19 protein-coding genes are annotated in these 24616 nt (G+C 36.3%); 14 read left to right on the top strand and 5 right to left on the bottom strand.

All coding sequences use genetic code 11. From position 1 onward, the window contains the following. The first annotated feature begins 242 nt into the window (after positions 1-242). The 4 genes from V9G42_02650 (at position 243) to V9G42_02635 (ending at position 5097) form a co-directional block, all read left to right on the top strand. A complete protein-coding gene (locus V9G42_02650; GenBank protein ID MEI2758317.1) occupies positions 243-1982 on the top strand; it encodes a trypsin-like peptidase domain-containing protein in 1740 nt (579 codons plus the stop codon). 11 nt (positions 1983-1993) lie between these two features. Beyond that, a complete protein-coding gene (locus V9G42_02645) occupies positions 1994-2857 on the top strand; it encodes an RES family NAD+ phosphorylase (protein ID MEI2758316.1) in 864 nt (287 codons plus the stop codon). 20 nt (positions 2858-2877) lie between these two features. Continuing rightward, positions 2878-3729 (top strand): hypothetical protein, encoded by an 852-nt coding sequence (locus V9G42_02640; protein MEI2758315.1) that lies wholly within the window; start codon positions 2878-2880, stop codon positions 3727-3729. A gap of 525 nt (positions 3730-4254) precedes the next feature. Then, positions 4255-5097 carry a hypothetical protein gene (locus V9G42_02635; protein MEI2758314.1) on the top strand — a complete coding sequence of 281 codons (843 nt, stop codon included), beginning with the start codon at positions 4255-4257 and terminating at the stop codon, positions 5095-5097. An 89-nt stretch (positions 5098-5186) separates the two neighbouring features. Here the strand turns inward: V9G42_02635 and V9G42_02630 are convergent, their stop codons facing one another. Genes V9G42_02630 through V9G42_02620 form a run of 3 tightly spaced genes read right to left on the bottom strand, consistent with a single transcriptional unit; the run spans position 5187 to position 7975 of the window. Continuing rightward, the gene (locus V9G42_02630; protein ID MEI2758313.1) at positions 5187-5666 is read right to left on the bottom strand and encodes a gliding motility lipoprotein GldH; all 480 of its coding nucleotides are present in this window, start codon (positions 5664-5666) and stop codon (positions 5187-5189) included. Next, the gene (gene ricT, locus V9G42_02625) at positions 5641-6828 is read right to left on the bottom strand and encodes a regulatory iron-sulfur-containing complex subunit RicT (GenBank protein ID MEI2758312.1); all 1188 of its coding nucleotides are present in this window, start codon (positions 6826-6828) and stop codon (positions 5641-5643) included. The genes V9G42_02630 and ricT overlap by 26 nt, the downstream gene beginning before the upstream one ends. Positions 6829-6835: 7 nt before the next feature. Then, the gene (locus V9G42_02620) at positions 6836-7975 is read right to left on the bottom strand and encodes a hypothetical protein (protein ID MEI2758311.1); all 1140 of its coding nucleotides are present in this window, start codon (positions 7973-7975) and stop codon (positions 6836-6838) included. 191 nt (positions 7976-8166) lie between these two features. Here V9G42_02620 and V9G42_02615 point away from each other — a divergent pair, with 191 nt between their 5' ends. Beyond that, on the top strand, positions 8167-9381 hold the full coding sequence (locus V9G42_02615) for a phosphoglycerate kinase (GenBank protein MEI2758310.1): 1215 nt from the start codon (positions 8167-8169) through the stop codon (positions 9379-9381). Between the two features lie 28 nt (positions 9382-9409). Here V9G42_02615 and V9G42_02610 read toward each other — a convergent pair whose 3' ends face one another. Next, positions 9410-9793, bottom strand: coding sequence for a hypothetical protein (locus V9G42_02610; protein MEI2758309.1), 384 nt, complete (start codon positions 9791-9793; stop codon positions 9410-9412). A gap of 193 nt (positions 9794-9986) precedes the next feature. Here V9G42_02610 and ssb point away from each other — a divergent pair, with 193 nt between their 5' ends. From ssb to V9G42_02565, 9 genes are all read left to right on the top strand, one after another. Further along, positions 9987-10325, top strand: a complete 339-nt coding sequence (gene ssb, locus V9G42_02605; GenBank protein MEI2758308.1) for a single-stranded DNA-binding protein — start codon at positions 9987-9989, stop codon at positions 10323-10325. An 89-nt stretch (positions 10326-10414) separates the two neighbouring features. Beyond that, entirely contained in the window at positions 10415-11146 is a 732-nt protein-coding gene (locus V9G42_02600) for a hypothetical protein (GenBank protein MEI2758307.1), read from the top strand. A gap of 151 nt (positions 11147-11297) precedes the next feature. Further along, positions 11298-13253: a T9SS type A sorting domain-containing protein gene (locus V9G42_02595; protein MEI2758306.1), complete on the top strand. Its 1956-nt coding sequence runs from the start codon at positions 11298-11300 to the stop codon at positions 13251-13253. A gap of 241 nt (positions 13254-13494) precedes the next feature. Next, positions 13495-15996, top strand: a complete 2502-nt coding sequence (locus V9G42_02590; protein ID MEI2758305.1) for a gliding motility-associated C-terminal domain-containing protein — start codon at positions 13495-13497, stop codon at positions 15994-15996. Between the two features lie 9 nt (positions 15997-16005). Then, positions 16006-17496, top strand: coding sequence for a PorP/SprF family type IX secretion system membrane protein (locus V9G42_02585; protein ID MEI2758304.1), 1491 nt, complete (start codon positions 16006-16008; stop codon positions 17494-17496). Between the two features lie 9 nt (positions 17497-17505). Further along, positions 17506-18591: an MraY family glycosyltransferase gene (locus V9G42_02580; GenBank protein ID MEI2758303.1), complete on the top strand. Its 1086-nt coding sequence runs from the start codon at positions 17506-17508 to the stop codon at positions 18589-18591. 114 nt (positions 18592-18705) lie between these two features. After that, positions 18706-19977 (top strand): aminodeoxychorismate synthase component I, encoded by a 1272-nt coding sequence (pabB, locus tag V9G42_02575; GenBank protein MEI2758302.1) that lies wholly within the window; start codon positions 18706-18708, stop codon positions 19975-19977. 28 nt (positions 19978-20005) lie between these two features. Continuing rightward, entirely contained in the window at positions 20006-21355 is a 1350-nt protein-coding gene (gene tilS, locus V9G42_02570; protein MEI2758301.1) for a tRNA lysidine(34) synthetase TilS, read from the top strand. A gap of 100 nt (positions 21356-21455) precedes the next feature. Beyond that, positions 21456-23822 carry a M14 family zinc carboxypeptidase gene (locus V9G42_02565; protein ID MEI2758300.1) on the top strand — a complete coding sequence of 789 codons (2367 nt, stop codon included), beginning with the start codon at positions 21456-21458 and terminating at the stop codon, positions 23820-23822. 13 nt (positions 23823-23835) lie between these two features. Here V9G42_02565 and V9G42_02560 read toward each other — a convergent pair whose 3' ends face one another. Next, positions 23836-24486 (bottom strand): GLPGLI family protein, encoded by a 651-nt coding sequence (locus tag V9G42_02560; protein ID MEI2758299.1) that lies wholly within the window; start codon positions 24484-24486, stop codon positions 23836-23838. Positions 24487-24616 lie beyond the last annotated feature (130 nt).

The following is a 24616-nucleotide window of genomic DNA, read 5'->3' as shown; positions in this document are numbered from 1 at the left end:
AAAACCCTGCGTACCGCCATGATTTATACCCACAGTAAAAACCACCTAAGTAAAATACAAATCCCGTTAGACAAAATAGGATATGCACCTTAAATTTGTACAACTTCTTAATACCGGTATATTTGTGAAATATTCGGCAAGTTTTAATGAAAAACTTCTTATATATGAATGTTGGCCGCAATGCTTTGGCGACCGTGCTAACTTGAAACATTTGTGCTTTGAACACAGAAAACAAAAACAAAATGAAATCACTAACTAAAACATTTGGACTCTTGCTGCTTTTATTTGCAGGACAATTTGCTTTCGGACAGAAGCAAGAAAAAATTTATTATGACAAGGATTGGAAAGTAACCACTCAATCCAAAGCTGCCTTCTACCGCCTTTGCAATTTTGATGACAATGGTAAACCTGTTGGCACAACAAGGGATTATTACATAACGGGTGAATTGCAATGGGAAGGGAAAATGATAGTCATTGATAAGTATGATAACAAAAAAGATATTTCAGATGGACTATGCACTTGGTATCACAAGAACGGACAAAAATCCCGAGTAAGCACAATGGTTGGAGATAAAGAAGATGGACTTACAACTTTCTGGTATGAGAATGGACAAAAAGCAAGAGAAGTTGACTATAAAATGGGTGTTCCAAATGGAAAATGGATTGACTATTATGAATCAGGTAAACTAAAGTTTAAAGCAGAATATAAGGACGGAAAACTTGTTGACAAATGGGTGATGGACTGTGATGAATTTGAAAAATGTCAAAAAGTATTTTTTGAAGGTTTCAAAACTACTGACGATGAAAATGGGTGGGAGCCAGCGGACTTAGAAGATTATAAAAGTGAAATCATCGCAGGTAAAGGATTACTAATGAAAACAAAAACTGATAAAGGATATGCACAATGGATTCACTTACCGATTGAAATTGAAAAAAATTTTTCAATTGAAACTATAATAGATTTTAAGAGCGGAGAAAAAAATACAGCACATGGACTAATTTATGGCTATAAAGATTGGAATAACTATTACTACTTTTTCGTAAGTGCAAACGGCTATTATAGGATTGGAGCAAGAACAGACGGATTAAATTTGGAATACGCAAAATGGACAGAATCACCGAACATCAATAAGGGAAGTGAACGAAACCTTATTAAAATAAACAAAGCCAAAGACAAAGTTTATTTCTCTATCAACGGACAAATTGTTGAAAGTGAAGATTTCTATTCCTTTAAAGGAAACAACATTGGCTTTTATATTCAGTCAGGGAAAAAGGAAGTTCTTTTTGAGCGGTTACTTGTTAAGCAAGACATTGATGAGGATGATGCAATTTCAAAATTTTCATCAAGCTCCAATTGGAAAGGAAACGGAACAGGTTTTATTGTTGATGCAAAAGGTTATATCGTTACAAATTATCATGTTGTTGAAAAAGCAAATGAAATTGAAGTAGATTTAATTCAAAGCGGACAGAAGAACTCATACAAAGCGAAAGTTATTACAACTGATAAGCAAAATGATTTGGCAATTATCAAAATTGACGACCCTAAATTTAAACCTTATTCAAAATTGCCCTACAACTTTAAAACTCAAATTAGCGATGTTGGAACAAATATTTTTGCTTTAGGTTATCCAATGGCTTTATCCGTCATGGGGGATGAAGTCAAGTTCACAGACGGAAAAATAAGTTCCAAGACAGGTTTTCAAGGCGACATTACAACATATCAAATTTCAGTTCCTGTTCAACCTGGAAATAGCGGAGGACCTTTATTTGACTATGACGGAAACATCATTGGTGTTGTAAATGCAAAAATCATGGCTGCTGATAATGTTGCTTATGCTATTAAATCAAGTTATGTAAAAAACATTTTTGATGTCTTGCCTGAAACTTTAAATCTCCCGAGTGATGTTACCATTTCAACGAAAACATTAACAGAAAAAATAAAAGTTCTTTCTGATTATGTTGTTTTGATAAAAATAAAATAAGAGACATCTGAATGTCCGAAGTAACAAATCCAATACAAAAATTAAAAGAGTTAACTCTTTCAAAATATCCTGTTGATGAAATCAACAAGATTATGAAAGAGTTCGGAAAATTTGGAGTTGTGCTTATGACATTGCATGAAGGGAAAAGCATTATAAGGGCAAGACCAAACGAAGGAAACGAAACTTTTAAAACTGTTTCAGAGATAAGTTATAAGCCAGCAAAATTCAATACAACATTTCAGCGAGCAAGCACACCAAACACAACAATGTTTTACGGTTGTGTTGTTCCCGAAAATATTGCGGAAGGTGAACTTGACAATGCAAGAGTAACTTCCATTTTTGAAGCGAGTAAACTTTATCGTCAAGGAATAGAAAACGGAGAAGAAAAAATTACATTCAGCCGTTGGCTTGTAACTAAAGACATTCCACTTATTGCAATAGTTTATCACAAGGACTTTATCAACAACTCCTCACATACAAATGAATTGCACACAGCATATCAGAAATTTTTGCAAAGCAATCCTAATGACATTGTAAATAGTAATGCAGTAACAGAATATCTTGCAAGTGAATTTGCAAAAATTGAAACTCCACACGATTATGACTATTTAATCTCTGCACTCTTTACAGAGGTAGCTCTGCAACAAGGTTTCGCAGGTGTTTACTATCCAAGTGTAAGAGCCGAAGGAAAAGGATTTAATGTTGCAATACATCCCGACTTTGTAGACAACAACATGATACCAATTGTAGCAGGTGAATGTTCGCTATACAAAAAAGCTAAACACATTGTATTGGACAATGACACGATAACAGAAATTGCAAAAGGGCAAACAACATTTGAAGTCGTTACCTGCAATGGCTGGGGACACTGCTAACTTGAAACATTCTGCAAGAAATGGACGAAACAGAAAAACTTACAACCGAAAGTGAACAGCGACTTCTGACAGCGATTACTTTGACACAGCAAACGGTTAAGGTTGGAGTTTCTGCACTGAATAAGTTTCCGACTGCGGACTATGAGATGCTTGTATTCACTTTCATCAATTACTTGGAGAGATTTACTTATTCCCTTGAGTCAATTGAGATTTTGCTTTCAAACTTTAAGAAGAAACCAAATGTTGAGACAGGTATTGGATTAATTATTCGTGCAAGTTTGCTTGACTTTATGACGATAAATTATCTATCCACATATCAAGCAGAGATAACGGACGAGAATCCAGATGCTCAGGAAGAATTTGACAAACAGTTTGATGCTTTAGTTTCTGACCAAATGCACAACACGATAAAGTACTTGGAACTAATGAAAGAACATCGGCAAATTAATCAGCAAGAATTTGAGCAGACAATTCAGAACTTAAATCACACTTACAGTTTTCTCTTTACCGGACTTGACTTAAACAATCCAATTTCAACTTTAAAGACAAAGATGTTCAAGTCACCAAAACAAATCTTTACAAGAATTCACACTCATCCTTTGACAAAAAAGTTTTCAATGGTTTATGACCTTTATACTTACTATTCAAAGTATGAGCATTTCGGTATCATGACACACTTCATGCAGCGACAAAATATAAATCAAGACCTTGACAGAATAATCTGGTCAATCAGTTACATCATTCGTGGCATTGGAGCAACATTCGCTTATCTTAGTTATCCGCTTGACAAACTGCAAGGTGAAAAAGAAGCATTAGGAAAACTGCAAATTGAATTTGATAAACTCGGAGCAAAAGAAGAACAACCTGCATGACACGATACGATTACGAACTTCTAACAAACTTCTCTGCGGACTTCAAATTGATGAACTTCGAACGAACAGTGCCACATGCAGGTAACATAAAGATTAAAAGAAATAGAAAAAAGAAGGTTCGATAATTATCGGACTTTGATATCCGCCAGACTGACGCGTGGGTCGTAGTAAACAAAGAGTTGTGTGGTGAGGCAAACTCGTCATCGTGAGTGAAACCTTGCAACACATATCAAACAGTTGTTCTTCGTATCTCAATTTTTAGAAACTGCGTTAATCCCTTCTTCGTCAAGTTCCCGGGCAATCGGGACAAGTTTTGAAAAAACTAGCATAAAAAATGGGCTGTTTTTAGCAGAGCCAATATTATCTTTTGATAATCCGGCTTCCGGTTTTTGAGTTTGTTTATAAAACCATCAAAGCCTATTTTTTCAGGAGTTTTAACCCTAAGATGAACAGTTGAATTAAAGTATGATTCATCATTTTTTGCATTAAGCAAAAAAATCTGTTACGTTTGCTGAAAATAATACTATGCACAAAAGATATATCTATTTATCCACTGTCATTGCCGGATTGTTGCTCACCGGATCATGCAGCAATAAATCAGGTGAAGAAAACAAAGAGCAGACGGCAGAAACTAAAGATACCATGCCCGTTAGTGAAGTGGCAACTTTTCAGTTTACCTACACCATAGCTAACCTGCCGCCACCCATGCAGGTATTAGATGAGTTTAGTAAATCAAAGCTTGAAGTAAACACTTCGCTCCTTAATCCAGCAGAAAGTGCAGACAAATACATGACATCACTCAAACAAGCGATGAACTATGGAATTTATGGTGTGGATTTAGGCTATTTAGTAGTTAACAACAGAACCCTTGATGCCATTAAGTATTACAATACTGCAAAGAAACTTGCTGCACAATTAGGTATGGAAGAAACATTTAATCAGTTTGTAAATCGTTTTGAGTCCAACAGCAACAATCGTGATTCTTTGACACGTGTTATTGATGATGCATACGCTGCAACAGATGCTTATTTACGCAGTAACAAAAGGTTGGAAACAGCCAGTCAGGTACTGGCAGGCAGCTGGCTCGAATGTCAATACCTCACAGTTAAATCATTGCTTACAGCAACCAGAAATGCCGACAATGAAATATTGTATAAAAGAGTATGGGAGCAGCGTTTGTATCTTGACAATATTACAAAATTGCTTAGTGAGTTTGCTGATAATGATGAGGTAAAGAAAATAAAGTCAGATTATGAAGCATTGTTGACAATTTATAAAGAGCCGTCAGACGAAAAACAAATAGATAATGCATTCTTAACCCGACTGGCATCAGGTTTAGAAAAAGCACGTCAGAATATTGTTGAATAAAGAAATAAAGAATTCTTAAAACAAAAGCCGCTTTATTTTTAAAGCGGCTTTTGTTTTTGTGCTGATATTAGTTGTTGTTATATAAAAAGTTATTGTTTTGTTTTTTCAATTCTGATACCCGCATCAAGAATTCCCGGAAGCGGATTTACACGCATAGCCTGAATTAGCTCAAAGTGATAAGCACCCTTTTGAGGAAAGCGAAAGTTTTTTCGAAACAAATAACGATTGGAATATAAATCACCAATGCCTTTGCCAAGCCAGGCTCCATCAGGAGTAGCTAAGGTAATTTCTACGGTGTCGCGTAAATGTTGACCTTGTGGCAGATGTGTGTTAATGAATAAAAATAAATTGCTGAAACGATAGTTACCCTGATTGCGCACATTAATGTACATGTTATATGCAGAGAGCGTATCATCAATGCTGACATCAAAATTTATTGGCTCAGAAAAATCCCAATTGCTACCTTTAATAGATTTGTTTTCTTCAAACAGATATTGCTGACTGCAGGAAGCAAACACAACAACAACACCTGCAATGAGATACTTAAGAAGACTTGTTCTGTTGGCCATTGTTGGTTTGTTGATTGGGCTGCGATGGTTTTTTCTTCTTCTTTTTCTTCTTTTTCTTTTTATCCATTCTGGTAAGACTATCTTGCCCTACCATATCTGCATAATCAGGTTCTTCTACTTCTTCTTCTGCAGGAAGGCCTGTCTTCAAATCAGCCGGTTTTTGGTTTGTTTTGTTGAGTGCAATAATTTCTTTAACTCTGTCAACAGGCATCATAACCCACTTATCGGCACTTGGTTGGTAATATTCACCATCCTTTAAATTAGGTATTAGTTCATACCACATGATGCGTTTAAAAATGTCTGTCTTGCGGTGCAATGCTTTGCCTGCTTCTGTAAAAATGGCTGTACCTTGTTCTGGAATATCTTTAATAGCATCCATATAACTGTCCAACTCAAAGTTGAGGCAGCATTTTAATTTTCCACATTGTCCGGCAAGTTTTACAGGATTGATAGATAGATTCTGATAGCGTGCTGCTGCTGTTCCGACAGTTTTAAAACTTGTCATCCAGCTAGAGCAGCAAAGCTCTCTTCCGCATGAACCAATACCTCCAAGACGTCCTGCTTCTTGTCTGAGACCAATTTGCCTCATGTCAATTCTAACTTTAAACTCTTCATGTAGCTTTTTAATCAACTCACGAAAATCAACACGTTCTTCTGCTGTATAAAAAAATGTAGCTTTCTTGCCATCACCCTGATATTCTACGTCACTAAGTTTCATTTTTAAGCCAAGATGCAATGCAATTTTACGTGCACGGTGCATGGATTCGTGTTCCAACTGTTTAACCTGCTCCCACTTTTCTATATCACCTTGTTTAGCAGGTCTGTAAAGTTGTTTAATCTCGGCAGCACCACTTTCGAATCCACGTTTTTTTAGTTGAAGTTTCACCAACTCACCCGTCATTGTAACAGTTCCAATATCGTGTCCCGGATTACCTTCAACAGCAACTACATCACCGGCTTTAAGTATGTATCCGTCAGTATTTCTGAAATATTCTTTTCGTGTTCCTTTAAACTGCACCTCTATTATGTTGAATGGAATATGTCCCGGTGGAAACTCCATATCACTAAGCCAGTCGTAAACATTCAACTTATTACAGCTGCCTGTTCCGCAGGAAGTACACCCTGTACTTTTATTATTTGTATTTATTGTTTCGGTTGTCATTAATCAATTAAAGTTTCATGTGTAGAATGCGATGCATTCTGAACGACAAATCTAAAAATAATATTTTTGGATTGGCATTACGCTCAATATGATAAATAGCTTCTTCAAGTGTTTTTGCAAAAGGCTCAATGTTTTCTGCATTTATCATCATGCTAAATTTCTCAAAACCATTAAAAGTTGCATTGGTATAACGTGAGTGGTTTATACCTGCCATGTTGGTAATTAAACATTCGCGCACAGTGCCCAGGCTAAAGTTCAAAAAGTTCTTTTGTGCATCACGTGATAGTTTTGATATATCTTCAATCCAACTGTATAATCCTTTATAATTTGTTCCAAACAACCAACACATGCGCATCCACTCTATAAATGAGTGTTCCATTTGTCCGGATAAGTTTTCCTGATTCATTAGTACCTGCAACTCTGTTATATCATTACCAGAAAGATGAACCATATTGCGGGCTTTGTTAATGTTGATATTATAGTTTTCGCAGGCATATTTTGTCAACGAATCATTATCTATTTTCGGAATTTTCACCAATTGTGTACGCGAAAGTATGGTTGGTAAAATGCCATCAAAGCGTTCGGTGATTAGTATAAACACCGTGTTTCCGGGTGGTTCTTCAATTATTTTAAGAAGCTTGTTGCTTGTTGCACTGTTCATTCTATCGGCATGCCACATAATGAGCACTTTGTGTTTGCCCTCAAAACTTTTTAAATAAAGTTTATGTACAATTGCAGCACTCTCTTCTGTAGCAATTATTCCTTGCTTTTTTTCAATACCTATGGTGTCGTACCAATCTTGCAGAGAGAGGTATGGATTTTTGAGACATGCTGAACGCCACTGTTCAATAAAATCATCTGTTTTGGGTTTCTTTATATCATCAGTAGTATTTACAGGTAGTGCAAAATGTAAATCCGGATGAGTAAGTTTTGCATACATACGACAACTGTAACATATCCCACAGCTATCGTCTGCCCCGGCATTTTCGCAGTTAATTAACTGAGCAAAAGCTATTGCTAAAGGCAGTGTTCCACTTCCGATATTACCCATAAAAAGCATAGCATGTGGAATACGGTTCTCACCGACCATTTTCAACAACAACTGCTTGGTGTCTTTTTGTCCTATTACATCTTTAAACTGCATCATGCAAAAGTACGATAACAGAAGACGCTATCCTATGCTGATTTAAGAAATATTGAACAGCCGACCTTTTGCAATTATCCAATTAGTCAAACATGTTTTTTAATAGTAGAAAAACAACAAGTTTTAAAATTACTTCATGCCATAGAATTAATAGACAGTAGTTATCTTTGCAGATAAAATTACTTATATTGATTATGCTAACAGTAGATGATTTTAATTTTAATGGGAAACGAGCCTTAGTACGTGTTGATTTTAATGTTCCTTTAGACAAGACAAATTTTGCGGTGACTGACAATACGCGCATTAAAGCAGCTGTGCCTACCATAAAAAAAATTTTGGCAGATGGTGGAAGTGTTGTGCTGATGAGTCATTTGGGCAGGCCATTAAAAAAGCTGAAAGAGGATGGTACGGTTGACACTAAAAAATTTACTTTAAAGCATACGGTTAATGAAGTGTCGAAGTTATTAGGTGTAGTTGTAAAATTTGCTTCTGACTGCATTGGGGCAGAGTCATCTGCTCTTGCCTCGAACCTTCAACCCGGTGAAGTGCTTTTGTTAGAGAACCTGAGATTTCATAAAGGTGAAGAAAAAGGCGATGAAGAATTTGCAGGACAATTAGCTGCATTAGGCAATGTTTATGTTAACGATGCATTTGGAACAGCGCATCGTGCCCATGCCAGCACTGCCATCATAGCACAGTTTTTTCCCGGAGCAAAAATGTTTGGTTATGTAATGGCAAATGAAATTAAAAATGCAGAACGTATTATGCGCAATGCAGAAAAGCCATTTACAGCAATTATGGGCGGAGCAAAGGTGTCAGACAAAATACTCATCATTGAACAATTAATGTCGCGCTGCAATCATATTCTTATTGGTGGTGGCATGGCATACACTTTTTTCAAAGCAATGGGTGGCAATATAGGAACCTCACTTTGCGAATCGGATAAGTTAGAACTTGCAAAACAACTTTTAGAACGTGCGAAACAATCGGGTGTAGAATTTCATTTACCATTCGACTCAGTACTTGGCGATAAGTTCGATAATGATGCAAATACATCAATTAGCGATAATATGAGTATTCCTGATGGCTGGATGGGTTTGGATATAGGACCCAAAGCAATAACAGCGTTTTCGGAAATCATCAGTCAGAGTAAAACCATTTTATGGAATGGCCCGATGGGGGTTTTTGAAATGGAAAAATTTGCAGCAGGTACAAAAGGCATTGCCGATGCAATTGTCAGTGCAACATCAAAAGGTGCTTTTTCATTAATTGGCGGAGGTGATTCTGCAGCTGCAATCAATAAATTTGGTTTGGCTGATAAAGTGAGTTATGTTTCAACAGGCGGAGGCGCATTGCTGGAGTATTTTGAAGGTAAAGAATTGCCGGGTATTAAAATGATTCAGTCATAATTCTTTTCAATTAAGTACCATTTACTTTTTATTTCCCTTCTTGCTGAGGTGCGAAGTTGCCCCACTTAATGATATAGATTAAATCGTTTTCAATAGGTAAATATCCATAGTCATAACACAATTTGTAAATACTTCCTTTTTGTGTCTGATGCTGATGTGTATAATACTTAAAATTAAATCCTTTATCGGCTAATTTTTGTTTACTGATTTTTGCTTTTCCTTCAGAGCCTGCAATTGATTCCAGAAGGCGTCTGTTTTTTCTTAAAATATTATTGATGTTTCTGACTTCTGCGGTTACATCGCTATTGGCTTTATTGTTGTAGTTGCTGCGGCATTGATCATCACAAAATTTTTTGTCGGCACGACCAACCAAAGTCTCACCACATTCTAAACAGGTCTTTTCTTTTTCCATTTCAGAGTATAATTTGAAGAATACAAAGATAAAAAAATCCGATTACAAACGGTTACATTCGGTTGTTTTCGGAACTAACTGCTTATAATCCGACTAATATTCCGGGGCTGCTGCACTTTTGCATCGTCAATCGGAAACAACATCAGACGATTCAAACAAAATAAATAATATAAACAATTAAAAACAAAGTACAATGAACACATTAAGAAACAGCGTAAGACTCATCGGAAATCTAGGAGCAGCACCAGAAGTTAAAAATCTTGACAATGGTAACAAAGTAGCGCGTTTAAATCTTGCTACAAACGAATCCTATGTGAATGCTAAAGGCGAAAAGGTGACAGAAACCAACTGGCACAATCTGGTGGCATGGGGTAAAACAGCAGAAATTGCCGAAAAGTATCTTGACAAAGGTAAGGAAGTTGCTGTAGAGGGTAAGTTGACTTCAAGAAGCTACACTGACAAAGAAGGTAACAAGAAGTACATTACCGAAGTAGTAATTAATGAAATTCTGATGTTAGACAAAAAAGACTGATAGAATTTACCTTCTGAAAGAACATGAGCCGCAGCAATGCGGCTTTTGTTTTTTATGAAAAAAAATGATTTTTGCATCTTTTACTTATTATGAAACAATGTATAGTTTATGTATTGCTAATAATTTTTTATTCGGGATGTGTAAACAATTCTGATGAAAAATTAAATCAAAAAATTGATTCGCTCCAACAGAGCATAAAGACTTTAGAAAAAAAATTGGTAAAGCAAGAATTTCAGGAAACACTTCAAAAAAGTGAGACTGTCAAAGTTGATTCTGTAAAAGCAAATCAACCATCAGCAATAAAGCGCTTGCCCATTACACAAAAAGTTAAGCCTCAAGACACATTAAAAATAACAGCTGAAAAAAAAATTACTCCGAAAGTAACCAGGCAAAAAATTAATGAGTCAAACGCTTTAGGGTCTGTGTTTTATTATTATAAGTCATCACCACAAAAAGTGTCAGTAGAAATAACGCCCTGGCACGATGGTAAACGCGAATTGATTTTTTTTGATCCATTTGGAAATAAAACATATTCTATAAGTGATATCAGAAGGAGTTATTCACAAACAACCGATCTTGTCAGATTTCATGAGAATGGTGCATGTTCGCTGGCAAAAACTACCATTAACCCCGGAGCAAGCATGTATTGGTACGAAACAGAAATAATTTTTGATGAAAACAATATCCCAAAATGGAAAACAGAATTTCAGTTTCCGCAAGAGTCATCAGCACAAAACCTGAATAACAAATGGTGGTGGGACGAAAAGACGAACAGTTGGGTTAAACAGGAAATTGTAAAGGAGCAACCGGTGCCACATTAGTTATTAAATTTAATTTTTGTTTTCTTGATTCCCAATCAGTACTGTTATTATATTTACGGTTTATAAATATCACAAACATTCAAATAGCATTTTTGAAGACTCTATTTGTGATGATTCTAAACATCAGCCAATGGTAAATCGCATAATTTCCATGACAGTATTTTTTTTGATTTTGGTAAATCAGAATTTACTTTCTCAGAGCAATCCGGCAAAGCTTTTCCCTCAGCAAAAAATTAATGAAGCATTAAATAAGTTTATTGCTTCATCACTCTGGAACAATCAGTACAAGCAAGCAAACCACACTGCATCCGGTTTTGTTTCATCACCTGCATCAGTAATTTTCAAAAAGGTACTTGATAGTAATACGGAACAGGCATACATGGCATCAGATACCATCATTGTAGGTGCACAGATAAATGATACTTTAGTAATTACCGGGAACTTTACACATACGGGTCCCATTATGGTTTTTAATAACGGTGTTCTGATATTTAATCAGGCAACGGTTGTTGATACAGGTGAAATTTATGTTTTTGGCAACGGAAAATTATTTGCAGACTCAACAGCATTTACTTTTCCACAGCAATACTTTTATCAACGTAGTTTAATTGTAGCACAGCAGGGTTTTGTTCAAATAATGAACTCCTCGTTTAATTACAGTGGTATGTCGCATAACTTATATTTAGCCGATTCGGCAATAATTGAACTTACCAACATTCATCAAAATGATTTCACCACTTGTGGTTTATATGGTAATGCCAGAATAGACATTAATGGTTGCAACCTGACCGGTGAATATATTTTAACAGAGAATTGCCGGGCTACATTTAAGAATGCAGATACTTTAATCCTCTGGCACCATTTTCCGGATACCGCAGTGGTTAATTATTCTTTTCCTCCGGGTGATACGGTTTACAATTATGTATGCAACAACAGCACTCCGGGAGTAAATGGTATAGGATATCAGGTTAGTGCAGACAGTTGTCATAATGTAATGTGGGCTATAATGCCTGTTAATGGCTCTGATATTACTATATCAAATTCAAACTTGCGTTTAATTGGTTGTTGGTTTGAACGGGGTGATGTTGCTTCGGTCTCCGGTATTTTCAATAATTCAAATTATAACAATTATACAGCACCATTATCAGACAGAAATCTGCATTTGATAAACACTGATGTACAAACATGGAGTTTTTATGTTTTTGACTCATCTCAGGTTGACATAGATAGTTGTCAGTTAGGCGAAGTAGGTACACAACAAAATTCTTTGGTGAATGCAAACAATTTATTGTTAGATGGCAGTGGCGGATATTTTTGGGCAACAGACAGCAGCGGTATTCTTGCTATGGGAACAACCATTTATACTACTGCAAGAAGTGAGAAAAATGGAATTTTTATTCTTGCATACGGTTGGCAACCTTTTCTGGCACCAACTGCATTAGGCAATAGTTTGATGGTTTGTGTTCAAAGCACCTTAGGGCAAGATCCTGTTCCGTATGATGGAGCAGTTGCATGGATGCAAAATATTTCATCTCCTGATACAGCTATTGTCAACACACTGGTTCCAATAAATGGATCGGCATGGATTGATCAAGGACCATTAGGTGGATGGATGGACTTTGATGATTACAGTTTGTATTGGAGTACTAATACTTCAAATTGGATACCTATTGTTACTAATGTAACTAACGAAATTCACAACAATGGATTACTTGGTAGTTGGAATACCAATGGATTTACAACGGGAAATTATTTTTTGCGATTGGTGATAAGGAATAATCTGGGCGATAGCCTTGAAGCAATTAAACCTGTTTACTTAAAACAGTTAGTTTCAGTTTACGAACTTTCATCAGAACAAAAATTAAGTATTTACCCAAACCCTGCGCAAGATAATATCAGTATTGAAATGAATGGCATTCCAAAAAATTGTGAATTCATTGTTGAAGTATTAAATACAACAGGTTGTAAAGTCAGTACAAAAACCATTATCAATTCAGTCAACCGCTTTAATATTGATGTTAGCAATTTACAACAAGGGTTATATTTTGTCCTTATAAAGACAAAGAGTGGCTTTTTACAAAAATCTAAGTTGATAATTATGAGATAATTCGAAATGAACCGGCTAAGCATACAATCATATTGTATATAGACAGTTCAAAATTAATTTCATACTCGTTAAATACTTAGTAGCTTATTCAATCAGTGAGTCAAACTTTTCTGTAAATGATTGTTTCAGAGCTACCAATCACATTTTCAACGGATAGTAATTTTCTTGTGTAACACTTCAAAGGTGTAACCTTACTACGATTAAGAAGTATAAAAGGGAGTTCACTTTTGAAGAAAAACGAATGATAAGAGCCGGAATAGCAATATGGGTTGTCATGTTATGCATGTTAACAGCCAATGCTCAGAATGTAGTTACACTGGCTGGACAGAGTGGTATTTCAGGTGCTGCTAATGGTTCAGGTACTTCTGCAACGTTCAACAATCCACATGGCATGGTTTGCGATCAGTCCGGAAACTTATTTGTTGCCGACAGAAACAATCACCTTATCAGAAAAATTACACCGGCAGGTTTGGTGACCACATTTGCAGGATCGGGTATTGCAGGGAGTTCAGATGGAATAGGAACCGCTGCATCATTTTTTGAACCCTGGGGAATAGCAATTGATCAGACAGGAAACCTTTATGTTGCAGACACAAAAAATTATTTAATAAGAAAAATTTCTCCAACAGCAGTTGTTACAACCATTGCAGGTGCCGGAACTTCCGGTGTTACTGATGGACCGGCAAGTAGTGCACAGTTTGGGTTTCCTACAGGTATTGCTGTAGATGCTTCCGGAAATATTTATGTGAGTGAGTTTATGACTCATGTTATCCGTAAAATAAGTAACGGTAATGTTACCACTTTTGCAGGAACTGCTTTTCAGAGTGGTGATGCCAATGGTGCAGGCAGCAATGCAAAGTTCGACCATCCACACAGCATTGCAATTGGGCAGTCGGGAAATATATTTGTCACAGATACCTGGAATAATAAAATCAGAAAAATTACGCCTGCAGGTGTAGTAAGTACCTATGCAGGAAGTACAGCAGGATATGCTGATGGTGCAGCTTCTGTGAGTAAATTTGATAACCCTTTGGGCATTTGCGCAGATGCATCAGGTGATATATTTGTAGGTGATGTAAATAACTTCTGTATTCGTAAAATCAGCAATGGCACAGTAACCACCTTTGCAGGAACTGCAGGAACTGCAGGTGCGGCAAATGGCCCGTTACTTCAGGCATCATTTAATTCGCCATCGTCTATGGCATATCATTCATCAGACAAGTATTTTATTGGTGATGAAGGAAATGAACTGATCCGGCTCATCAACATGAATCAGAGTAGCAATCCACTAACACTTTCAACATTAAATAACGTGAATGTGTTTTGCCCAAGTTCAACTTCTATTGTTACAGCATCTCCACAAGGGCTAAACAGTTATACTTTTAAAGAAGGAAATACAGTATTAGCTACAAATACAACAGGTATATTATCGTTGGGAACATTAGCATCAGGTACACATCTTATCACTTGTACAGCAACAGGACCATTGGGAAATTATGCAACAACAACTGCATTGAGTATTACTATTGTTGATGCAAGTACACCTGTAATTTCTCCTTCAGGGCCCATATCAATTTGTTCTGGCGGCAGTGCTACTTTGACAGCTTCGGCTGGAATAGCATACCTGTGGACAAACGGTGCAACAACATCATCAATCAATGCAACCCTGCCCGGCACTTACGCAGTGAGTATAACTTATACCGGAGGTTGTAGTTATCAAAGTAATTCCGTTACTGTAAGCCTAAATGGATCTTTCAGTGCATCTATATCACCATCTGCAGCACAGGTAATTTGTCCCGGTGATTCGGTACTATTAACTGCCACAACAGGAACGTCATACTTGTGGTCAAATGGAAAAACAACACAAAGCATTTATGCAAAGACAGCTGCAAATTACACAGTAGCTGTGACAAGCAATTTTGGATGTACCTCTGTTTCGCCAGTGGTTAATGTTTCGTTGAAGGCAATGCCAGCATCTATAGAAGCAAGCAGCGATTCATCATGCAGCGGTGAAAATGTTTTATTATCTGTAGTTCAGCAAAGCAATACAACCTATAGCTGGTTTGATCAGGCAGCAGGAGGCACAGCACTTGCAACAGGCAGCAGCTATGCTACAGCACCTCTTGCAGAGAGCACAACTTTTTATGTTCAGCTTAATGCTAATGGCTGCACAAGTGTTATAAGATTTCCTGTACTTGCATACATACATCCAATTTTGCATGTAGATTTTACAGAAAGCCAGGCTGTGAAAGCAGATGGTGGTTATGCTGTATCATTTCAAAACAATACTCCAACAGGGAATAATACATATACCTGGAATTTTGGTGATGGTTCGGTCAATGCAATATCCAACGAAGAAAACCCGCAACATGTTTATTCATCAGAAGGTGATTACAGTGTAACACTTTCTGCAAAAGATGAGTTTGGGTGCGAGAATAGTTTCACAAAAAATATTTCAGTTACCGTTGCACATGACTTGTTTTTACCTTCTGCATTTACTCCTAATAGCGATGGCATCAATGATATTTTCAGACTAAAAGGTTCAGGGTTTGTTTCAGCAGAAATGTTGATACTTGATCAATGGGGACAATTAATTTTCAGAACAAACAATGCAGTTATAGGATGGGATGGCTCTGTAAAAGGAAATCTTGCTCCTAATGGAACTTACAGTTATGTAGTAAAAATTAAGTTAAATGATGGTAGTGATAAAGTGATGAAGGGAAATATTTCAATCATTAAATAGCCGGCAAACATGAAAAAAATAATCACTATAGCTACACTGTGCATGTTGTCGGGAATGGTTAACGCACAAGACCATCATTTATCACAATATTTTAATGTACCAGTATTTTATAATCCTGCTTTAGCAGGTAATGGAATTCAGAACATGCGCATTGCTGTTGATTATCGTAATCAGTGGCTTGCTCCGGGATTAAGTAACAAGACACAAACAATTGCTCTGGATAAAATTGTTAATAAGGTTGGTTTTGGTTTAATGGTTAGTAAAAACAGTGCAGGTAAAGATGGCTTCAGCAGATTAAGTGTACTGGGTGGTATCAGCTACCATGCAAATTTTGGTTATCAAAAAAGACATCAGTTATCTTCAGGTTTTCAGGTTGGAATTCTTCAGAAATCTTTCGACCCTAATAAACTTACATTTGAAAGTCAGTACACACCTGATATTGGTTACGACCCTTCAGCATCGAATGGTGAAACATTTGCTAACACAAAAGTTACACGTCCTGATATTAATGCAGGCATTGCTTATCATTATGCACAGGGCAATAAAGAAATTCTGATAAAACCTTTTGCAGGTGCTTCTTTCTCTCACATCAACAAACCAAAAGAATCATTTATTGAAGAGCAGAATGTAAACCCAATAAGAATGAATTTTCATGGAGGTGTTACAATCACATGTTCAAAAACAATAGACATGAAACCACTTGTTTACTTTATGAAGCAGGATGGTTTTCAGGAAATGAGTGCCGGTATAATTTCTGAATTATCGTTAAGCAATAACAGCTTAGTCAAATTAGGTTTGCTTTACAGAAATAATGATGCCATGGTTGCTTATGCAGGCTATCAGTTTAATAAAGTATTTCTGGGTACAAGCTATGACTTTAATACATCGAAATATAAACCTGGCGGCAGTGGGGCTTACGAAATTTCACTTGTTTACACACCACAAGGCCGTGCAAAAGGTAAACGCAATGAAGAAAGAAAACCAGAGCCCGTTAACAGGAAAAAGTTACCGGAACAAAAAGCTACTCCTCCACAAGTGCTGACACCTGCACCGGTTATCACACCTTCAATAATTGAGCAGAATCCAATAGTGGTTTCACTTGCAGAAATGTCAATGAAAGGTGAGAGTAAAATGAATGAGAAGACAGAACTTTCTGAATACAATTATCAAACTATTGGCTATGTAGTATTTCAGAATTATTCGCTGAAATATGACATCAACAATCGTTTTGATGTAATAGAAGCAACAATTGATTATCTGTATAAAAACTCGAACAGAAGAATTATTGTTTCTGGAAATGCTTCAGAAGCAGAATTGAATAAAAATAGCAGTATTGGAAAGCAAAGAGCAGAAACAGTCAAAGCTTATATGATAGACAAAGGAATTGATGCGGATAGAATAATAACGGTTGATGTTAAAGACAAAATGCCTGCATTAATGACTGAAGAAGGCACACAGGTAGAAAGGCTATCGCGAACAGATATATTATTGATTAAATAAACCACCTGTATGAATCAGATTATTCAACTGTTTTTCCCATTTATTACTGCTCTTATTGTAGCATCAATAATTATTCCGTCATGGATTCAGCTATGCTCAAAATGGAACCTGTTTGATCGTCCGGATACACGCAAACATCATACAGCAATTATTCCTTCATTAGGCGGTATAGGAATTTTTATAGCTATAATGATTTCGATTTTTTTATTTGGAAGTAACAATCAGGATACAAACTTTCATTCTATTACAGCAGCAATGCTCATTTTATTTATAACCGGATTTTTTGATGACCTTACTGATATAAAAGCAAGAGTAAAACTAAATATTCAACTTGTGGCAGCCTTAATAGTTACCTATTCTGGATTGCGAATTCAAACATTGAATGGTTTTGCAGGGGTACATGAATTGCCTATTCTGGCACAATACGCTATCAGCATTTTTATTATTTTGTTTTTAGTTAATGCCTATAATTTTATAGATGGTTTAGATGGTTTGGCAGCAACAATCGGACTTATTATATTCAGTATTTTTACTGTATTGTTTCATATACACGGGCAACAGGCTTATGCAGTTTTATGTGTCAGTGTTATAGGGGCATTGGTGTCCTTTCTTTATTTTAATTTTAATCCGGCTAGAGTATTTATGGGCGACACGGGCTCGCTGGTTGTTGGTTTTCTAATCGCCATTTGTACTTTAAAACTTTTTAATCTTTGGTTTACATCTCCGGTAGTTTCTTTTGGTCCTTCATTAACTTTAGCAACTATTTTTATTCTGATTTTTGATTTAACAAGAGTTGTTTTTATCAGGGTGTCAAATGGTATTTCACCATTTAAAGCAGACAGAAGCCATTTACATCATATGATTTGCCGTCAGCAATTCGGACATCGTGGAGGCACTTTTATCTTGGCTGCATTTAACATTCTATTTATTGTATTAGTACTTCCGTTAGGTAAACTGCGATTTATCACATTTCTTATTTTTTGTTTCTGTGTGGCTATTCTGTTAATAAACTCCAAGGTCATGTCGTATGTTGCACTGTTAAGAAATAAAATTACCGGTGCTCCAGAAAGTAAAATGGGTGTTGACAGAGGTTGAAACACCGTGAATTACACAAAGAAAGCCATCTGTTTTATTGTACCTGTTAAAAACGTGTTCACTACTTTTTTTGAATCATGAGCAATAGAAATCTTTTTTGATTTTTTTTGCTTTATGAGCGACACAAAATTTTCACCTGCAGAATTTGAAGAGCTGCTTAAGTCATCAAATGGTTTTCGCAATTTTTGCTTTTTAAACAGCAACAATGCTGCTGAAGGCAGCTATAGCGGCCTGACGAAATACGATTTTCTTGCCGGGATTAATGCTCTCGATTCTGTTGAAGCTTCATCAGAATCATTAGAGAAGCTGGAAGCATTTATTCAAAAGAATAAAGGTAAGTGGATGTTTGGTTTTATATCGTACGAGCTAAAAAATGAAATAGAACAACTGAAATCATCTCATACAGATAGGTTGAATTTTCCGGTTTTGCATTTTTTTGTACCGCAAGTTGTTTTAGTCTCTCAAGGTGGAAAATTGCGCATGATAGATCAGCTTGAACAGACAACAAAACAATTTGTAGCTGATGATGTAGAGCTTAGACAAATGAATGCATCTGCCAGCGTAGCTTTAACGCCTCGTTTTAGCAATGATGATTATAAACAAGCTGTTGAGAAACTAAAAGAACAACTGCAACAAGGAAATATTTATGAGGTAACTTTTTGTCAGGAGTTTTATAATGACTCGGCAAACATTAATCCGTTTGAAACCTATATTAAACTCAATGCAAACACACGTGCTCCCATGTCGTGTTTTTATAAGAAGGAAAACCAGTTTATTATTTCCTCAAGTCCTGAACGGTTTATGTGTAGGAGGGAGAATAAAATCTATTCGCAACCAATAAAGGGAACAGCACCACGCAGTTCATCACGTGAAGAAGATGAGTGGCTGAAAGACAATTTACAGAACAGCGAAAAAGAGCGTGCAGAAAATATGATGATAGTAGATTTGGTGCGTAACGACCTTTCGCGAATCGCACAGCCAGGCACTGTTGATGTGAATGAGCTGCTTGGTGTATATACTTTTAAAACAGTTCATCAATTGATTTCTACAGTAAGCTGTGAAGTTGCACCCACTATCAGCTTCTCAGAAATTATGCGAGCTGCATTCCCGATGGGAAGTATGACTGGTGCTCCAAAAATTAGTGCCATGACATTGATTGATGAACATGAGAAAACAAACAGAGGCTTGTTTTCCGGCAGTGTTGGATATATTGATCCGGCAGGTGATTTTGATTTCAATGTTATTATACGTACTATTTTGTACAATGCAAAGCGCAACTATGTTTCAGTGCAGACAGGTGGGGCAATAACCATACAGTCTGACCCCGATGCCGAGTATGAGGAATGTATGCTTAAAGCTAAGGCAATGATGGATGTTTTAGGATGATGTACATTAGCAGAAAATTAAGCAGCGTTTGTTATTACAATTTCAACAGTTTGTAAAAGAAAAAAAACTCTTCAGTCGGGAACAGACAATTCTTGTAGCTGTTAGCGGAGGTGTTGACTCCATGGTGTTATTGCAACTGCTTCTGCAATCAGGATATAAAATTGCTGTGGCACATTGTAATTATATGTTACGAGGTGAAGAGTCAGAGGGTGATGCACAATTTGTTCACTCATTTTGTCAGGAAAATAAAATAGTGATTCATGTTGCTAAATTTGAAACCGAAAGGCTGTCAGAACAAAATAAACAATCTATTCAGGTTACAGCACGCGAGCTGAGATATAATTTTTTTCAGGAGTTATGTAGTCGTTTTCATTATGATTTTATTGCTACTGCTCATCATGCCAATGATGTTGCAGAGACCATTTTAATTAACCTGAGTCGTGGAGGTGGAATGGCGTCATGGCATGGCATAGAAGTAAAGAGAGGAAATATTGTCAGACCTCTGTTGTTTGCTCAAAAGCATGAAATTGAAACATACGCAAAGGAGAATAATATTCAATGGCGTATGGACAGTTCTAATCTGAAAGAAGATTACACCAGAAATCTCATCAGACAACAGATGATTCCTGTATTAAAAAAAATCAATCCATCTGTTGTGGAAACGTTGTTTCATCATGCTGAAATTGTATCGGAAGCCGAAAAAATTATTCTTGAGCAAATTGAGAGATTCAGAACAGTATCAGTTGTTACAAATGAGAAAAAAACTATAATTTCCATTTCAGATTTGTTAAAAACAACAGCACCACATACAGTATTGTATTATATTCTTCAACCTTTTGGATTTAACTCAACAAACGTATTTGATATTTTTAAATCGCTGAGTCATGCTGAGAGTAAGACATTTTATTCGGACAGATTTCAACTTATTAAAGAGCGGAATCAATTAATTTTAACTCCATTTGAAGAAAAAAAGACAGATAACTTCTGTGTTGAAATTCCAACAACAGGAACATATACTATTACTAATTCTCAAATAAAAATAGAATTGTTTGAGAATACAGAGGACTTGTATAATGGTATATTAAAGAACAACAACAAAACAACCGGTTATTTTGATGCAGAAAAAGCACTATTTCCAATTGTAATAAGGTCATGGCAACATGGCGATTACTTTTATCCATTGGGTATGCATGGAAAAAAGTTAGTATCCGATTTTTTTACAGATGAAAAAATAAGTCAGTCGGAAAAACAAAAACAATTGTTGTTTTTTAGTAATAATGAATTGATGTGGCTTGAAGGAAGACGTATCAGCGAGAAGTTTAAAGTGGAAAAGAACAGTAGCGGTGTTTTAAAAATCAGTGTTGAAGCAATTGCTTAAAACAAACAGGTTAAAAAAATTTGACTAAAGATTTTTTTAAATAGTTTTGCTATTGCAAAAGCCATATCAATCAATCAAAATAAAGTATTATTCAATAAAAATGAAATCAATAAATACAATTGTGTTGGCACTATTAATAAGTGTCAACATGTTTGCTCAATCAGAGAAATATCAGAAAGTGCGTATCTGGCTTGATGGGAAAGCAGTTTCTTCACTTGCACAAACAGGAGTAGATCTTAGTGAGGCACATTACCGCAAAGGACTTTATTATGAAACAGATTTGAGTACATCTGAATTGAATAGAATCAGCACGGCCGGATTTAGAACAGAAGTGTTAATTGATGATGTAAAACAATTTTATAAGCAACGAAATGAACAACAGACCCAGAAAACTTTATCAGCAGTGACATCATGCAGCACAGCACCGGATTATCCTCAACCTGCACACTTTGGTTATGGAAGTATGGGAGGTTTTTTTACTTATCAGCAGTTGTTAGATAACCTCGATTCAATGGCTGCATTATATCCTAACCTGATTACCATCAAACAAGCTATTAGCAACACACAAACTACCATAGAAGGTCGTCCGATTTTTTATGTTAAAATTTCTGATAATCCCAATTTGGCAGAGCCGGAACCTGAAGTACTTTACACTGCATTGCATCATTGCCGTGAGCCTAATGGTATGGCAGCATTGGTATATTATATGTGGTATCTGCTCGAAAACTATGCTACCAACACCGACATTCAGCAGTTGGTGAATAATACTGAAATGTATTTTGTGCCCTGTGTAAATCCTGATGGTTATGTGTTTAATGAACTGAACGATCCTAATGGTGGAGGCATGTGGCGTAAAAACAGACAGCCGTTTCCGGGTGGAGAATTTGGTGTTGATCTTAATCGTAATTACGGTGTACAGTGGGGATATGATGATATAGGTTCATCACCAGATCCTGCAGATGACACTTACCGTGGTCCTTCAGCTTTCAGTGAGAATGAAACACAAATGATGAGTGCATTTTGCCAACAACACAATTTTAAGCTGGCATTAAATTATCACACCTATAGTAATTTATTGATTTATCCTTGGGGATATATTCCGGACTACTACACACCTGACAGTGCTTTGTATAAAAACTATGGTGATATTTTAACAACATATAATAAATACGCAGCAGGAACAGCAAATCAAACGGTAGGCTATATGGTTAACGGAAGTTCTGACGACTGGATGTATGGTGAACAAACATTGAAACCAAAGACTTTTGCCATGACACCGGAGATTGGCAGTGCAGACGATGGTTTCTGGCCACAGCAATCGCGCATTGTGGACTTATGCAAAGAAAATATGTATGCCAACTTAATGCTGGCACGTTTGGCAGGTAAATTTGGACAGGCTACGGATAAAAGCAGGTGGAATATTCCGGCACTTACTTCCTATATTCCATTCGATTTTAAATTGCTTGGATTGGATACTGTTGGAACATTTACAGTTTCGTTAACTCCGATCTCTTCTAACATTCAAACAACAGGAGCAGTAAAAACATTCAGTGGTTTAAATTTTAACTTATCGGTTGCAGACTCAATAACCATCACATTAAATTCAACTACATTACCCGGTGATGAAGTAAAATTTCTGTTAACCGTAAACAACGGATTGTATGACATATCTGATACCATTATAAAATATTATGGTCCTGCCGTGACGCCATTTTATGAAAATGGAAGCACTGCATCAGCATGGAATACACAATTCTGGGGAACAGCAACATCCTCTTTTGTATCAGCACCATCAAGCATTGCAGATTCTCCTGTTGGCGATTATCAATCTTCTTCAAATAATGCAATTACAACAATCAGTAGTATTAATTTACTGAATGCTGCTGCTGCACGACTAACCTTTTTTGCAAAGTGGGCAACAGAACCGCAGTATGATTTTGCACAGTTGCTTATTTCTGATAACAATGGCAGCACATGGACACCATTATGTGGAAAATATACAGTGCCGGGAAGTAATTTTCAAGATCCGGGCAATCCTGTTTATCAGGGCGTAAATTTAGACTGGGTAAAAGAAGATATAAACCTGAATGCTTATGTAGGAAAAAATGTGAAGTTGAAATTTATTATGGTGAGTGATGGTTTTGTTGAGTATGATGGATTTTATGTTGATGATTTAAGTTTAGAAAAAATTGTAGCATCAGGTGTGGGTATTCAAAATTTAACGCAGCAGCCTATTCAGATTTACCCGAATCCGGCATCAGATAAAGTTAATGTTGTATTGACGCAAAGCAATGCAAAAGAATTGACTTTGTACAATGCATTAGGGCAGCAGATTCATTCAAACCCCATAAACAAAAATCAGCAACATGTTGAGTTAAATGTTGCTGATTTCGCTCCTGGCATTTACGTAGTTAAAATAAAATTTGATGATAACACCATTAGTCAGTGCCGGCTGACGATTTTTTAAATACTGCGTATTATCAATGGCCACCACCACTCATTTTCATGAGTTCTTCGCGTGTCATTTGCTTGTAGTCTGATGGGATTTCAAAAACCTTATCATCAACCTTATCAGCTTTTATTTCTGTACAGGTCATTTTCATGGTAAACATTTTCTGTGAAACAGAGTATTCAAGCATCATACCGTCAATACCATCATAACCTTGGCTAAAACCATTGTTAATGGCTAAATCTTTTGTAAACCAGATTTCAACAGGTTCTGCACCTTCTGCTTTTACAATGGCTTTAGTACAGTTGTAGCCAGCAATCATTTTTGTTTCGTTAGTGATTTCAACTTTTGGTTTAGCACCTTTGTTTTTTTCTTTTTCAATATCAGCCTTGGTTATTTTAACAGCAACTTTATTGCCCATCATATCCATAAGCATGGTTGACTCTTGTTTTTTAGAATCGGAAATTGTTTTCTGATCAAACATGCCGCCTGTTGTTTCCACCATAAACATGTCGCCCTTAAACGACATATTGGCATCTGTAGGTAACATGCCTTTCATACCGCCTTCGTCAGACTCCATGGTGTAATCAATTTTATAATGGGCAGTACCTTCTTTTAATTTTTGTGCATAAAGTGTTACACTGCATACAGTGAGACATGCAAGGATGAATAGTTTTTTCATTTGTATAGATATAAATTTTGAGAAAGCGAAGGTAAAAAAGGAAAGCGAAGAATCTACTTTTAAGCAAAAAAATTTCTTAAAACAGGGAGCAGAGAATGGTTACCATTTATTTACATTTAAGAGTGAATGA

This window comes from Bacteroidia bacterium, assembly GCA_037045145.1.
In the GTDB taxonomy this organism is placed as follows: domain Bacteria; phylum Bacteroidota; class Bacteroidia; order AKYH767-A; family OLB10; genus OLB10.
The sequence above is the reverse complement of the archived record's forward strand: the minus strand, read 5'-3'. Positions and strand labels throughout refer to the sequence as shown.

Coding starts and splice junctions, on each gene's coding strand:
- V9G42_02650 (MEI2758317.1), top strand. CDS start 243: ATGAAATCACTAACTAAAACATTTGGACTCTTGCTGCTTTTATTTGCA.
- V9G42_02645 (MEI2758316.1), top strand. CDS start 1,994: ATGTCCGAAGTAACAAATCCAATACAAAAATTAAAAGAGTTAACTCTT.
- V9G42_02640 (MEI2758315.1), top strand. CDS start 2,878: ATGGACGAAACAGAAAAACTTACAACCGAAAGTGAACAGCGACTTCTG.
- V9G42_02635 (MEI2758314.1), top strand. CDS start 4,255: ATGCACAAAAGATATATCTATTTATCCACTGTCATTGCCGGATTGTTG.
- V9G42_02630 (MEI2758313.1), bottom strand. CDS start 5,666: ATGGCCAACAGAACAAGTCTTCTTAAGTATCTCATTGCAGGTGTTGTT.
- ricT (MEI2758312.1), bottom strand. CDS start 6,828: ATGACAACCGAAACAATAAATACAAATAATAAAAGTACAGGGTGTACT.
- V9G42_02620 (MEI2758311.1), bottom strand. CDS start 7,975: ATGATGCAGTTTAAAGATGTAATAGGACAAAAAGACACCAAGCAGTTG.
- V9G42_02615 (MEI2758310.1), top strand. CDS start 8,167: ATGCTAACAGTAGATGATTTTAATTTTAATGGGAAACGAGCCTTAGTA.
- V9G42_02610 (MEI2758309.1), bottom strand. CDS start 9,793: ATGGAAAAAGAAAAGACCTGTTTAGAATGTGGTGAGACTTTGGTTGGT.
- ssb (MEI2758308.1), top strand. CDS start 9,987: ATGAACACATTAAGAAACAGCGTAAGACTCATCGGAAATCTAGGAGCA.
- V9G42_02600 (MEI2758307.1), top strand. CDS start 10,415: ATGAAACAATGTATAGTTTATGTATTGCTAATAATTTTTTATTCGGGA.
- V9G42_02595 (MEI2758306.1), top strand. CDS start 11,298: ATGACAGTATTTTTTTTGATTTTGGTAAATCAGAATTTACTTTCTCAG.
- V9G42_02590 (MEI2758305.1), top strand. CDS start 13,495: ATGATAAGAGCCGGAATAGCAATATGGGTTGTCATGTTATGCATGTTA.
- V9G42_02585 (MEI2758304.1), top strand. CDS start 16,006: ATGAAAAAAATAATCACTATAGCTACACTGTGCATGTTGTCGGGAATG.
- V9G42_02580 (MEI2758303.1), top strand. CDS start 17,506: ATGAATCAGATTATTCAACTGTTTTTCCCATTTATTACTGCTCTTATT.
- pabB (MEI2758302.1), top strand. CDS start 18,706: ATGAGCGACACAAAATTTTCACCTGCAGAATTTGAAGAGCTGCTTAAG.
- V9G42_02565 (MEI2758300.1), top strand. CDS start 21,456: ATGAAATCAATAAATACAATTGTGTTGGCACTATTAATAAGTGTCAAC.
- V9G42_02560 (MEI2758299.1), bottom strand. CDS start 24,486: ATGAAAAAACTATTCATCCTTGCATGTCTCACTGTATGCAGTGTAACA.